Annotated in this window: 1 protein-coding gene; it reads right to left on the bottom strand. The window is 76.5% G+C overall.

Annotated features, from left to right (window positions below; all coding sequences use genetic code 11):
• Window positions 1-15: 15 nt before the first annotated feature.
• On the bottom strand, window positions 16-15,009 hold the full coding sequence (locus ACFYS8_RS16690) for a type I polyketide synthase (RefSeq protein WP_387641597.1): 14,994 nt from the start codon (window positions 15,007-15,009) through the stop codon (window positions 16-18).
• Window positions 15,010-15,019 lie beyond the last annotated feature (10 nt).

Below are 15,019 nucleotides of genomic sequence, written 5' to 3'. Positions count from 1 at the left end.
GGTGTCGGGTCGGTGTCATGACAGGCCGAGTTCGTTGTCGATGAGGTCGAAGAGTTCGTCGTCGCTGGCGCCGTCCATCCGGTCCTCGATGGAGGCGGCGGCCGTGCCGTCGCCGTCGGCCGGGGTGGCGGCCGGGTCGAGGCGGCGCAGGAACTCCCGGAGCCGGTCGGCGAGCCGTTCGCGGTCGGCCGGGTCGTCGGGGACGCCGTCGAGGGCGTCCGCCAGGCGGTCCAGTTCGGCCAGGCCGGGGAGTGGGCCGGGTCCGGCGTCGGGGAGCAGTTCGGCGGCGAGGAGTGCGGCGATCGCGGCCGGGGTCGGGTGGTCGAAGAGCAGCGTGGCCGGCAGGGGGTAGCCGGTGGCGGCGCGCAGCCGGTTGCGCAGTTCCACGGCGGTCAGCGAGTCGAAGCCGACCTCCAGCAGGCCGCGTCCGGGCTCGACCGCGGCCGGGCCGCTGTGGCCGAGCACCAGGGCGGCGTGCGAGCGGACCAGGTCGAGCAGGACCCGGCCGCGCTGGGTCTCGTTGAGGGAGCCGAGGCGCTGCTTCAGGGCCTCGGGCCCGTCGGGGCCGGTGCCGGCCGCGGGGCCCGCGGTGCCGCGCCGGGCGGCGGGGCGCACCAGGCCGCGCAGCAGGGCGGGGACGCCGCCGGTGCCGGCCTGGGCGCGGACGGCCGCGGTGTCGAGCCGCAGCGGGAGGACGACCGGCTCGTCGAGGGTGCCGGCCGTGTCGAAGAGCGCCAGTCCCTGGGCCGGGTCGAAGGCGACGATCCCGCCCCGGGCGATCCGTCGCAGGTCGGCCTCGGTGAGTCCGCCGGTCATCCCGGTGCTGTTGGCCCACAGGCCCCAGGCGAGGGAGCGGCCGGGCAGCCCGTCGGCGCGGCGCCGGTGGGCCAGGGCGTCGAGGAAGGCGTTGGCGGCGGCGTAGTTGCCCTGGCCCATGCCGCCGAAGATGCCGGCGATGGACGAGAACAGGACGAACTCGGTCAGCTCCAGGCCGGCGGTGAGTTCGTGCAGGTTGATCGCCGCGTCCACCTTGGGGCGCAGGACCTGGTCCAGCTGTTCGGGCGTCATGGTGGCGACGACCCCGTCGGCCAGGACGCCTGCGGCGTGCACCACCCCGGTCAGCGGGTGCGCGGGGGGCAGGCCGGCCAGCAGGGCCGCGAGGGCTTCGCGGTCGGCGGCGTCGCAGGCGGCGATCTCGGCGTGCGCGCCGAGGGCGGCGAGTTCGGCGAGGAGTTCCGCCGCGCCGTCGGCGGCGGGGCCGCTGCGGCTGGTCAGCAGCAGGTGCCGGACGCCGTGTTCGGCAACCAGGTGGCGGGCGACGTGGGCGCCGATGGCGCCGGTGCCGCCGGTGATCAGGACGGTTCCTTCGCCGTCCCAGCCGGGGGTGCGCCCGGTGGCGGCCAGCGGTACCCGGGCCAGCCGGGCGACGTGGACGGCTCCGGCCCGGATCGCGAGCTGGGGTTCCCCGGACGCGAGGGCTTCGGCGAGCAGGGCGGGCGGGGTCTCCGGGTCGTCCAGGTCCAGCAGGACGAAGCGGTCGGGGTTCTCGGTCTGCGCCGAGCGGACCAGGCCCCAGAGCGCGGCCAGGGCCGGGTCCGGTGCGTCGTCGTCGGTCACCGGGACGGCGCCCGCGGTGACCAGGACCAGCTTGGAGCCGGTCAGGCGCTCCTCGGCCAGCCAGTCACGCAGCAGCGCGAGGACCGTGCGGAGGCCGTCGTGGACCGCGTCGCGGAGGGCGCCGGCCGGGGCGGGCGGGCAGGCCGCCAGGACCAGCCGGGGCGCCGGGGTGCCCGCGTCGAGCAGTGCGGACAGCGCGGCGAGGTCGGCGACCGGGCGGCCGGGGAGCGTGGGCGTCCCGGTGCCGAGCACGGTCCAGGACTCCGGGTCGAGGGCGGTGCCCGCGGCGCGCTCGGGCAAGGCCTGCCACTCGGGGCGGAACAGTTCCTCGTGGTGTCCGGCGCGGGTGGCCTTGAAGCGGTCGGGCGAGACGGGCCGCAGGACGAGGGAGCGGGCCGAGAGCACCGGCCGGCCGGTGGCGTCGGTCGCCCGTACGGCGACGGCGTCGCGGCCGGTCGGGGTCAGCCGCAGCCGGAGTTCGGCGGCCCCGGAGGCGTGCAGGCGCACCCCGTTCCAGGAGAACGGCAGCCAGCCCTGCGCGGGCCCCTCCAGGACGTCGAACACCAGTGAGTGCAGGGCGGCGTCCAGCAGGGCCGGGTGCAGGCCGAACGCGGCGGCGTCCGGCCGCTGCTCCTGCGGCAGGCTCGCGAGGGCGTACACCTCGTCGCCGAGCCGCCAGGCCGCGCGCAGGCCCTGGAACGCGGGGCCGTAGGCGAACCCGCCGCCCGCGAAGCGGTCGTACAGGCCCTCCGTGTCGAGGGGGACGGCTCCGGCCGGCGGCCAGGCCTCGGGATCCGCCGGGTCGGCCGGGTCCGCGGCTCCGGCGGCGCTGAGCAGGCCGCTCGCGTGCCGGGTCCAGGGGGCGTCGGGGCCGTCGTCGGCGGCCCGGGCGTGGACGCTCAGCGGGCGGGTGCCGGCGGCGTCCGGGCTGCCGACGGTGAGCTGGAGTGCGACGGCTCCGCCCGGCGGGAGCACCAGCGGTGCCTCCAGGGTCAGTTCCTCGACCTGGTCGCAGCCGACCTGGTCGCCCGCGCGGACCGCGAGTTCCAGGAACGCGGTGGCGGGGAACAGCACGCCCTCGTAGACGCCGTGGTCGGCCAGCCAGGGGTGGCTGCGGACCGAGAACCTGGCGGTGAAGAGGAAGCCGTCGGAGTCGGCGAGCTCCGTTCCGGCGCCGAGCAGCGGGTGGTCGACCGCCTGCAGTCCGGCGGCGGGCAGTCCGGCCGCGGCCGGGCCGGCCTGCAGCCAGTAGCTGCCGCGCTGGAAGGCGTAGGTCGGCAGGTCGACGGCGGAGCCGGCCGGGCCGCCGGACTGGACGGCGTGGACGACGTCCCAGTCCACGGGGACGCCCGTGACGTGCAGCCGGGCCAGGGCGGCCGTCGCCGCGGGCGCTTCGGGCCGGTCCTTGCGCAGCAGGGGCACCAGCACCGGGCTGCCGGTGGCGCCGGTCAGGCAGTCCTGGCCCATCGCGGTGAGCGCGCCGTCGGGTCCGAGTTCGAGGAACGCGGTGACGCCGTCGCGTTCCAGGTGGCGCACGCCGTCCTGGAAGCGGACGGTGCCGCGCACGTGCTGCACCCAGTAGTCCGGCGAGCCGAGCTGCTCGGCGGTGGCCGGCCCGCCCGTCAGGTCGGAGATCACCGGGATGGCGGCCTCCCCCGGGACGATCCGGGCGACGACCTCGCGGAACTCGGCGAGCATCGGCTCCATGAGGGGCGAGTGGAAGGCGTGGGAGACCCGCAGCCGCCGGGTCTTGCGGCCGCGCGCGGCGAGCTGGGCGGCGATCTCGTCCACCACCGCCGCGTCGCCGGAGACCACGGTCGAGGCCGGGCCGTTGACCGCGGCGAGGCCGACCTGGCCCTCGCGGCCGGCGAGCAGCGGCAGCACCTCCTCCTCCGCGGCGGCGAGGGCGACCATCGCGCCGCCCGCCGGGAGGGCCTGCATCAGCCGTCCCCGCGCGACCACCAGCGCCGCGGCGTCGGGCAGCGTGAACACCCCGGCGACGTGGGCGGCGGCCAGCTCTCCCACGGAGTGGCCGAGCAGCCGGTCGGGGCGCACGCCCCAGTGCTCGACGAGCCGGAACAGGGCGACGCCGAGGGCGAACAGGGCGGGCTGGGCGTACTCGGTGCGGTCCAGCAGGCCGTGGCCGGGGTCGCCGGGGGCCGCGTCGATCACCTCCCGCAGCGGGCGGTCGAGCAGCGGGTCGAGCTCCGCGCAGACCGCGTCGAAGGCGTCGGCGAAGACCGGGAACCGCGCGTACAGTCCGGCGCCCATGCCGGTGCGCTGGCTGCCCTGGCCGGGGAACAGGAAGGCGGTCTTCGCGGCCGGGCCGGTGATCCCGCGCACCAGGTCCGCCGACGGCTCGCCGGCGGCGAGGGCGGCGAGCCCCTGGAGCAGGGCCTGCCGGTCCGTGCCGGTGAGGGCCGCCCGGTGTTCGAAGGCGCTGCGGTGCAGCGCCAGGGAGCGGCCCAGGTCCGCGACGGCGAGGTCCGGGTCCTGCTCGACGTGCCGGAGCAGCCGGGCCGCCTGCTCGCGCAACGCGTCCGCGCTGCGGCCGGAGAGCAGCCAGGGCAGGGCGGGGGCGGCAGCCACCTCAGCGGTGGACGCCGGGGCCGGTTCGGTGGGCTGTTCGAGGATGGTGTGGGCGTTGGTGCCGCTGACCCCGAACGAGGACACCGCGGCCCGCCGGGGGCGGCCGGTCTCCGGCCACGGGGTGTCGTCGGTGAGCAGCCGGACCGCGCCGGCCGACCAGTCGACGTGCGGGGTCGGCTCGTCGACGTGCAGGGTGCGCGGCAGTGTCCCGTGCCGCATGGCCTGCACCATCTTGATGATGCCGGCGACTCCGGCGGCGGCCTGGCTGTGCCCGATGTTCGACTTCAGCGACCCGAGCCACAGCGGCTCCCGCTCGCCGCGTTCCCGGCCGTACGTGGCCAGCAGCGCCTGCGCCTCGATCGGGTCGCCGAGCTTGGTTCCGGTGCCGTGCGCCTCCACCGCGTCGACCTCGGCGGCGGTCAGTCCGGCGTCGGCGAGGGCCGCCCGGATGACCCGCTGCTGGGAGGGCCCGTTGGGGGCGGTCAGGCCGTTGCTGGCGCCGTCCTGGTTGACGGCGGAGCCGCGGACGATGGCGAGCACGGGGTGGCCGTTGCGCCGGGCGTCCGAGAGGCGTTCCAGGACGAGCAGTCCGGCGCCCTCGGCCCAGGAGGTGCCGTCGGCGGCGGCGGCGAACGGCTTGCAGCGGCCGTCCTCGGCGAGCACCCGCTGCCGGCTGAACTCCACGAACGCGCCCGGGGTCGACATCACGGTCACGCCGCCGGCCAGCGCCAGCGAGCATTCGCCGGCCCGCAGCGACTGGGCCGCGAGGTGGACCGCGACCAGCGAGGAGGAGCACGCCGTGTCGACGGTCACCGCGGGCCCTTCGAGGCCGAGGCTGTAGGAGATCCGCCCGGACGCCACGCTGCCCGCGCTGCCGATGCCGAGGTAGCCCTCGAACTCCTCGGAGGGCTCGGTGACGCGCGACCCGTAGTCGTGGTGGCTGCAGCCGACGAAGACGCCGCTCGCGCTGCCCTTGAGGGAGAGCGGGTCGATGCCGGCCCGCTCGAACGCCTCCCAGGAGAGTTCGAGCAGCAGCCGCTGCTGGGGATCGATGGTCAGCGCCTCGCGCGGGGAGATCCCGAAGAAGGCCGGGTCGAAGCGGTCCGCGTCGTGCAGGAAGCCGCCCTCCCGCGCGTAGGTGCTGCCGACCCGGTCCGGGTCCGGGTCGTAGAGGCCGTCCAGGTCCCAGCCCCGTCCGGTGGGGAAGCCGGTGATCGCGTCCCCTCCGGACGCGACGAGCTCCCACAGCTCCTCGGGGGTGCTGACCCCGCCGGGGTAGCGGCAGCTCATGCCGACCACGGCGATCGCCTCGTCCTCGGGCACCGCGGCGGCCGCGGGCGGCTGCCCGGCGGCGTCGGGCGCCTCGGTGGCGGGCGCTCCCGGCAGTTCGGCGCGCAGGTGTCCGGCCAGGGTGGTGGCCGTGGGGTAGTCGAAGGCCAGGGTCACCGACAGGCGCAGGCCGGTGGCCGCCGCGAGCCGGTTGCGCAGTTCGACGGCGGTCAGCGAGTCGAAGCCGATGTCCTTGAACGCCTGGTCGGGTCCGACCGCCTCGGGCCCGGGGTGGCCGAGCACGGCGGCGACCTCGCGGCGGACCAGGTCCAGCAGGGCCCGGTCGCGTTCCGCCGGGGGCAGGGCGGCCAGCCGCAGGGCCGGCGGCTCGGCGCCGTCGGCCGTGCCCCGGGACCCGGCCGCGGCGGCGAGCGCGTCCCGAACCTCGGGCAGGTCGCCGAGGGCGGCGCTGGGCCGGAGCGCGGTGTACGCCCGGGTGAAGCGGTCCCAGGCGAAGTCGGCGACGAGGACGGCCGTGTCGTCGTGGTCGAGGGCCTGGCGCAGCGCGGTGGTGGCGGTGGCGGGGTCCATGGCGGGCAGGCCGTCGCGGATCAGCCGTTCGGCGACCGCTCCGGAGGCGAGGCTCTCGCCGCCCCACAGGCCCCAGGCCACCGAGGTGCCGGGCAGTCCGAGGTCGCGGCGCTGCCGGGCCAGGGCGTCGAGGTAGGCGTTGGCGGCGGCGTAGCTGCCCTGGCCGGTGCCGCCGAGGGTGCCGGCCAGCGAGGAGAACAGCACGAAGGCGGTCAGGTCGAGTCCGCGGGTGAGCGCGTCGAGGTTGCGTGCGCCGTCGAGCTTGGGGCGCAGGACGCCGGCGGCGCGTTCGGGGGTGATCGAGTCGATGACCCCGTCGTCGAGGACGCCCGCGGTGTGCAGGACGGCGCGCAGCGGGCGCTCGGCCGGGATGCCGGCGAGGAGTTCCGCCAGTGCGTCGTGGTCGGCGACGTCGCAGGCCACGGCGGTGGCGTCGGCGCCGAGTCCGCGCAGTTCGGCGAGCAGGGCGTCGGCTCCCGGGGCCTGGGCGCCGCGCCGGCTGGTGAGCAGCAGGTGCGCGGTGCCGGTGCGGGCGAGCCAGCGGGCGATCTGGGCGCCGAGGCCGCCGGTGCCGCCGGTGATCAGGACCGTGCCCTCGGGTGTCCAGTCGCGTGCGGGGGCGGTGTCGCCGAGTCCGGCGTGGACGACCCTGCGGGCGTAGAGGCCGGTGGCGCGCACCGCCAGCTGGTCCTCGCCGTCGGGGTTGGTCAGGGCTTCGGCGAGCCGGGTCGCGGCCCGGTCGTCGAGCCGTCGCGGCAGGTCGATCAGGCCGGCCCAGCGCTGCGGGTATTCGACACCGGCGACCCCGCCGAGGCCCCAGGCGAGGGCCTGGAGGGTGCTGTCGATCCGGTCGGAGCGGCCGACCGAGACCGCGCCCCGGGTGGCGCTCCAGAGCGGGGCGTCGGTGCCGAGGTCGCCGAGGGCCTGGAGGAGCGCGACGGTCAGGGTGAGGCCGAGGGGGAGCGCCGATCCGTCGCCGTGCGGTTCCTCGTCCAGGGCGAGCAGCGACAGGATTCCGGCGGGCGGCCCGTCGGCGCGGTCGTGGGCGTCGCGGAGCAGTGCGGCGAACCGGGTCCGGTCGGTCGCGTCGGGGCCCGCCTCGACCAGGACGGGGGTGGCGCCGTGTCCGCGCAGGGCGTCCGCGGCGAACGCGACGGCCGGGTCGGCGGCGGCGCCGGCCGGGGCGACGAGGAGCCAGCTGCCGGTGAGCCGGGGCGGCTCGGGTGCGGGCAGGGGCTTCCAGGTGACCCGGTAGCGCCAGCTGTCGGCGGTCCGGTCGTCGGCCCGGCCGCGCGCCCACTCGGCGAGGGTGGGCACCAGGGAGGCGAGGGAGGCCCGCAGTTCCCCGTCCTCGACCCGCAGGGTGGTGGCGAGGGCGTCCAGGTCGCCGTGGTCGACGGCCGCCCAGAAGCCGGAGTCGGCCGGGCCGGTGCCGGTCGCGGCGACAGTGCCGGTCGCGGCGTCGGCGGGACGGCCGGGGATGGCGTCCAGCCAGTAGCGCTGCTGCTGGAAGGCGTAGGTGGGCAGGGGCCGCCTGCGCGCGCCGGTTTCGGCGAACACCGCGTCCCAGTCCACCGGCAGTCCGCGGACCTGGACCTCGGCGAGCGCGGCGAGGAAGCGGCCGGGGCCGCCCTCGGTGCGGCGCAGGGTGCCGACGACGGCGCCGTCGCCGACCCCGGCGGCCTCGACGGCCTCCTGGATCCAGACGGTCAGCGCGGGGTGGGTGCTGCACTCGACGAAGGTGTGGTGCCCGTCCGCGACGAGCGCGTCGAGCGCCCGGCCGAACTCCACCGGCCGGCGCAGGTTCTCGTACCAGTACGCGGCGTCCAGGCCGAGGGTGTCCACGGGGCCGCCGGTGACCGTCGAGTAGAACGGGACGGCGGAGGTCTGCGGCGCGGTGCCGTCGAGGAGGGCGAGCAGTTCCTCGCGGAGCTCCTCCACCTGGGGCGAGTGTCCGGCGAAGTCCACGCCGGGGACCGGCCAGGCCAGGACGCCCGCCTCGGCGTACTGCTCACGGAGGCGTTCCAGGGCCGCCGGGTCGCCGGAGACCGTCACCGACGTCGGCCCGTTGACCGCGGCGACGTCGAGTGCCCCGTCGTGGGCGGACAGTGCCTCGCGCACGGCTTCGACCGGCTGCGGCACGAACAGCATGCCGCCGCGTCCGGTCAGGGCCAGCAGGGCCCGGCTGCGCAGGGCGACGATCCGGGCCCCGTCCTCGAGGCTCAGACCACCCGCCACGCAGGCGGCGGCGATCTCGCCCTGGGAGTGGCCGACCACGGCGTCGGGGACGATCCCGTGCGCCCGCCACAGCTCGGCCAGCGACACCATCACCGCCCACAGCACCGGCTGCACCACGTCCACCCGGTCCAGCGGGGGCGCGTCCGGCTCGTCGCGCAGGACGGCGAGCAGCGACCAGTCCAGGTACGGGGCGAGGGCGCGTTCGCAGGCCGCGACGCGGTCGGCGAAGGCCGGGGCGTGGTCGAGCAGTTCCCGGGCCATGCCGGCCCACTGGGATCCCTGGCCGGGGAAGACGAAGACGGTCCTGGCCGACCGGGCGACGGTGCCCCGGACCAGGCCGGGTGCGCGCTCTCCCGCGGCCAGCGCGGCCAGGCCGCCCAGCAGGGTCTCCCGGTCGCCGCCGACGACGGCCGCGCGGTGCTCGAAGGCGGTCCTGGTGGTGGCCAGGGAGTAGCCGACGTCGGCGGACGGCAGCTCCGGCCGCTCCGTCAGGTACGCGTGCAGCCGCTCCGCCTGGTCCTTCACCGCCTCGGCGGTCCGCCCGGACAGGACCCACGGGACAGCGGACGACGAGGGCACGAGCTCGGCGGACGCGGGCTCGGCGGACGCGGGCTCGGCGGGCGCGGGCTCGGCGGACGCGGGCTCGGCGGGCGGCTGTTCGATGACGACGTGGGCGTTGGTGCCGCTCAGGCCGAACGAGGACACTCCGGCGCGGCGCGGCCGGCCGGTCTCCGGCCAGGGGGTGGCCTCGGTCAGCAGGGCGACGGCGCCCGCCGTCCAGTCGACGTTCGGGGTCGGCGCGTCGATGTGCAGGGTGCGCGGCAGTTCGCCGTGCCCCATGGCCAGCACCATCTTGATGATGCCGCCGACGCCGGCGGCGGCCTGGGTGTGCCCGATGTTCGACTTCAGCGACCCGAGCCACACCGGCCGGTCGGCCGGCCGGTCCTGGCCGTAGGTGGCGAGCAGCGCGTCGGCCTCGATCGGGTCGCCCAGCCGGGTGCCGGTGCCGTGCGCCTCGACGGCGTCCACGTCGGCGGCCGTCAGCCGGGCGTTCGCCAGCGCGTCGCGGATCACCCGCTGCTGGGCCAGGCCACTGGGTGCGGTCAGGCCGTTGCTCGCGCCGTCCTGGTTGATCGCGGAGCCGCGCAGCACCGCGAGTACCGGGTGGCCGTTGCGGCGGGCGTCGGAGAGGCGTTCCAGGAGCAGCAGGCCCACGCCCTCGGCCATGCCGAAGCCGTCCGCCGAGGCGGCGAAGGACTTGCAGCGCCCGTCCTCGGCGAGGCCGCGCTGCCGGCTGAAGCCGGTGAACGACAGCGGCGTGCCCATCACCGTGGCGCCGCCCGCGAGGGCCAGCGCGCACTCGCCCGAGCGCAGCGACTGCGCGGCGAGGTGGACCGCCACCAGTGACGAGGAGCAGGCCGTGTCCACGGTCACGGCGGGCCCCTGGAGGCCGAGTTGGTAGGCGACCCGCCCGGACAGGACGCTGGTGGAGATGCCCGCGATGAACAGACCCTCGAGTTCCTCGGGGACGTCGCGCAGGTTGCCGCCGTAGCCCTGGTAGGAGGCGCCGGCGAAGACGCCGGTCGGGGTGCCGCGCAGGGTGGACGGGTCGATGCCGGCGCGCTCGATCGCCTCCCAGGAGGCTTCGAGCAGCAGGCGCTGCTGCGGGTCCATGGCGAGGGCCTCGCGCGGGGAGATCCCGAAGAACCCGGGGTCGAAGCGGTCCGCGTCCCTGACGAATCCGCCCGCGGCGGCGTAGCTCCGTCCGGGCCGGTCGGGGTCCGCGTCGTACAGCGCGTCGAGGTCCCAGCCCCGGTCGGACGGCAGCCCGGAGACGGCGTCGCGTCCGTCCGCGACCAGGCGCCACAGGTCCTCGGGGGTGCGGACGCCGCCGGGGTAGCGGCAGCTCATGGCGACGATCACGATGGGGTCGTCGTCGGCGGCGGGTGCCGCCGTCGGGGGCTGCCGGACGGTGTCGGGCTCCCCGGCGGCGCCCAGCAGTCCGGTCTCCAGGCGTCCGGCGAGGGCGGTCGCCGACGAGTAGTCGAAGACGACGGTGACCGGGAGCCGCAGGCCGGTGGCGGCGTTCAGCCGGTTGCGCATGTCCACGGCGGTCAGGGAGTCGAAGCCCAGCTCGCGGAAGGCGCGGCCGGGGGCGATCGCGTCCGGCGAGTCGTGGCCGAGGACGGCGGCCGCGTGGGTCCGGACCAGGTCGACCAGCACGCGGGTCCGCTCGGCCGCCGGGAGCGGCGCCAGCCGGTCGCGCAGCGCCGAGGGGGCCGCCCCGGCGCCGGCCTCGCCGGTCTCGGGTTCGGCGGCCAGCGCGGCGCGCACCTCGGGGAGTTCCCCGATCAGCGGGCTGGGGCGGGCCGAGGTGAAGACCGTCGCGAAGCGGTCCCAGTCGATGTCGGCGACCACGACCACCGTCTCGTCGTGGTCCAGGACCTGCTGGAGCCCGGTGATCGCGACCGCGGGCGGCATGAAGAGCACACCGTGGCCGCGCAGGGTCTCCTCCGCCAGTTCGGCCGCCATCCCGCCGGCCCCGTCCTCGGGGCTCCAGATCCCCCACACCACGGAGGTCGCGGCGAGGCCGCGGCTCCGGCGGTCCTCGGCGAGGCCGTCGAGGTAGGCGTTGGCGGCGGCGTAGGCGCCGTGGACGGCGCTGCCCCACACCCCGGAGATGGAGGAGAACAGCACGAACGCGTCGAGGGTGTCCCGGTCGAAGAGCAGGTCCAGGTTCCGGGCCCCGCCGACCTTGGCGTGCAGGGTGTCGGCGAACTCGTCCGCGTCGGTGTCGGGCAGTGGCACCAGCAGCCCGGCCCCAGCGGCGTGGAAGACGGTGCTCAGCCGGTGGCCGTCCTGTTCGAGGCCGTCCTTCAGCGTGCGCAGGGCGTCCAGGTCGGCGACGTCGCACGAGGCCAGGGTGACCCGGGTACCGAGCGCGGCCAGTTCCTCGGCGAGCTCCGGCGCACCCGGCGCGTCCGCGCCGCGCCGGCTGACCAGCACCAGGTGCCCGGCTCCCCGCCGGGCCAGCCAGCGCGCGATCTGCGCGCCGATCCCGCCGGTGCCGCCGGTGATCAGCACGGTGCCCCCGGGCCGCCAGCTCCGCCGCGGCGCGGCGTCGCCCAGGGCGGACCGGACCAGCCGCCGGCCGTGGCAGCCGGTGGCCCGGACGGCCACCTGGTCCTCGTCCCCGGCCCGGCCTGCCAGTACCCGGCACAACCGCTGGGCGGTGTCCGGGTCCAGGACCTCCGGGAGGTCGACCAGACCGCCCCAGCGCTGCGGGAACTCCAGCGCGGCGACCCGGCCCAGGCCCCACAGCAGGTTCTGCGCGGCGCTGACCCCGCTCCCGGTGTCCGTGCCCCCGACCGACACCGCGCCCCGGGTCGCCCACCACAGGGGCGCACCGATCCCGGCGTCGCCGAGGGCCTGCACCAGGGCCAGGTTGAGCGCGGTGCCCAGCGGGACGGCGGGGTGCGCCGGGTGCGGGCGCTCGTCGAGGCCCAGCAGCGACAGCACTCCCGCCACCGGTCCCGGCAGCGTGTCGAGGGCCTCGCGTATCCGGTCGGCCAGCACGGCGCGGTCGGCCGCCGCCTCGGTGATCCGTACGTAGACCACCGAGGCCCCGGCCTGCTCCATGGCGTGGACGGTCGCCTCCGACCGGTGCGCCCCGTCCTCGGACTGGCCGTCCGAGGACAGCACCAGCCAGCTGCCGTCCAGTGCGACCGCCGGGCCCTCGGGCAGGGCCCGCCAGGTCACCCGGTAGCGCCAGGAGTCGACCACCGAACGTTCGGTGCGCTCGGTGCGCCAGGTGGCGAGCGCGGGCAGCACCACATTCAGCGGGTCCTCGGCCGCCACCCCGAGAGCGGTGGTGAACCGGTCCAGGTCACCACCGCCGAGGGCCTCCCAGAAGTCGTCGCCCGCCGCGGACGGACCGCCCGCCGCGGTGGCGGTGTCCTCCAGCCAGTACGGGCGGCGCTGGAAGGCGTAGGTGGGCAGTTCCACCCGGCCGGGGCGGTGTCCGGCGAACACCCGCTCCCAGTCGGGCAGCAGGCCGCCGACGTGGGCCTCTCCCAGGGACGTCAGGAAGCGGTCGAGGCCGCTCTCCCCGCGCCGCAGCGTGCCCACGACCACGGCGGGGCCCTGCGCGGAGCCGGCGGTGTCGGCCGCGTCGGCGGTCTGCTGGACACCGAAGGTGAGCACGGGGTGCGGGCTGGACTCGACGAAGAACCGGAAGCCCTCCTCCAGCAGCACCTCGGTGGCCTTGCCGAACTCGACGGTCTCCCGGAGGTTGCGGTACCAGTACTCGGTGTCCAGGGACTTCGTGTCCAGCCAGCTGCCCGTCACCGTCGAGAAGAACGGCACCTCGCCCGAGGCAGGAGCGATCCCCTCCAGATCGGCCAGCAGCTGCTCGCGGATCTCCTCCACATGTGCGGAGTGCGACGCGTAGTCCACCTCGATCAGACGCGCCCGCACCCCCTCCCCCACCAGCTCCTCCACCAGCGCGCCGACCGCGTCCGCGTCACCCGACACCACCGTCGACAACGGCCCGTTCACCGCCGCCACCGACAACCGGCCCGGAGCGATGCGCTCCCGGACCACGTCCACCGGCAACGGAAGCGAAGCCATCCCGCCCCGGCCCGCCAACGCGCGGATCGCCAGGGAACGCAGCGCGACCACCCGCGCCCCGTCCTCCAGACTCAGACCACCCGCCACCACCGCGGCGGCGATCTCGCCCTGCGAGTGGCCCACCACGGCGTCGGGAACCACGCCGAACGAACGCCAGACCTCCGCGAGCGACACCATCACCGCCCACAGCACCGGCTGCACCACATCCACCCGCGCCAGCAGAGCCTCCGAGCCGAGCGCCTCCACCAACGACCAGTCGACATACGGCGCCAGCGCCCGCTCACACTCCGCCATCCGCCCGGCGAACACCTCCGACTCGCCCAGCAGCTCCACCGCCATCCCGACCCACTGCGAACCCTGACCCGGGAACACCAGCACCGAACGGCCGGAGGACACACCGTCGCCCCGCACCAGGCCCGGCACCGAGCGGTCCTCCACCAGCGCCTTCACGCCGTCGAGCAGCTGATCCGGGTCGGTGCCCACCACGACGGCCCGCCGTTCGAAGGCGGTGCGCGTGAGGGCGAGGGCGCGGCCGGTTTCGGCGGCCCGCAGGGGTCCGGGGGTGGCGCCCAGGTGGGCCAGCAGCCGGGCCGCCTGGGCGCGCAGCGCCTCGTCGGTGCGGCCCGACAGCACCCAGGGCAGCGGGTGCGGGTCGCCGTCGGCCACGGTTTCGGCCGCCGGTTCGGCTTCCTCCGCCGGGGCCTGTTCGAGGATCAGGTGGGCGTTGGTGCCGCTGACGCCGAAGGCGGACACGCCGGCCCGGCGCGGGCGTTCCGTGTCGTCCCAGGCGCGGGCCTCGGAGAGGACTTCCACGGCGCCCGACGACCAGTCGACCATGGGGGTCGGCCGGTCCGCGTGCAGCGTCCTGGGCAGTTCGCCGTGCCCGATCGCCAGCACCATCTTGATGACGCCGCCCACGCCGGCCGCGGCCGAGGTGTGGCCGAGGTTGGACTTCAACGAGCCCAGCCGGAGCGGCCGTTCGGCGGGCCGCCCCTGGCCGTAGGTGGCCAGTAGGGCCTGCGCCTCGATCGGGTCGCCCAAGCGCGTCCCCGTACCGTGCGCCTCCACCACGTCCACCTCGGACGCCGTCAGCCCCGCGTCCGCCAGCGCCGCCCGGATCACCCGCTGCTGCGACGGGCCGCTGGGCGCCGTCAGGCCGTTGCTCGCGCCGTCCTGGTTCGCCGCCGAACCGCGCACCACGGCCAGCACCGGGTGCCCGTTGCGGCGGGCGTCCGACAGCCGCTCCAGCAGCAGAATGCCCGCTCCCTCGGACCAGCCGGTGCCGTCCGCGTCCGCCGAGAACGCCTTGCAGCGGCCGTCCGCCGACAGCGCGCGCTGGCGGCTGAACGCCACGAACGGGTCGGGGGTCGCCATCACCGACACACCGCCGGCCAGGGCGAGCGTGCAGTCGCCCGCCCGCAGGGCGCGGATCGCCAGGTGCAGGGCGACCAGCGAGGAGGAGCAGGCCGTGTCCACGGTCACCGCGGGGCCTTCCAGGCCCAGGGTGTAGGCGATCCGGCCGGAGACCACGCTGCTCGCGGTTCCGGTGTCCAGCAGGCCCTGGACCTCGGGGAGGTGGCGCGAGCCCGCGCCGTAGCCGTTGCCGATCGCCCCGAGGAAGACGCCGGTGCCGGTGCGCCGCAGCGCGCGGGGGTCGATCGCGGCCCGCTCGACCGCCTCCCAGGCGGTCTCCAGGGCCAGCCGCTGCTGCGGGTCCATCGACAGGGCCTCGCGCGGCGAGATGCCGAAGAACTCGGCGTCGAACTCGGCGGCGTCATGCAGGAAGCCGCCGTTGCGGGTGTAGGAGGTGCCGGGCCGCTCGGGGTCCGGGTCGTAGAGGCCCTCCAGGTCCCAGCCGCGGTTGACCGGCCAGGCGGAGATCGCGTCGGCGCCCCGGGCGACCAGGTCCCACAGCAGTTCGGGCGTGTCGGCGCCGCCGGGGTAGCGGCAGGCCATGGAGACGATGGCGATCGGTTCGTGGCGGGCCTGCTCGGCCTCGCGCAGCTGCCTCCGGGCGTCACCGAGGTCGGCGGTGGCGCGCCTGAGGTAGTCGAGCAGCTTCTTGTCGTCGGACATCAGTGCCAGC

The organism is Kitasatospora sp. NPDC004615 (assembly GCF_042873545.1).
In the GTDB taxonomy this organism is placed as follows: Bacteria; Actinomycetota; Actinomycetes; order Streptomycetales; family Streptomycetaceae; genus Kitasatospora.
Note: the sequence above shows the minus strand (reverse complement) of the source record. Positions and strands in the feature narration are given on the sequence as shown.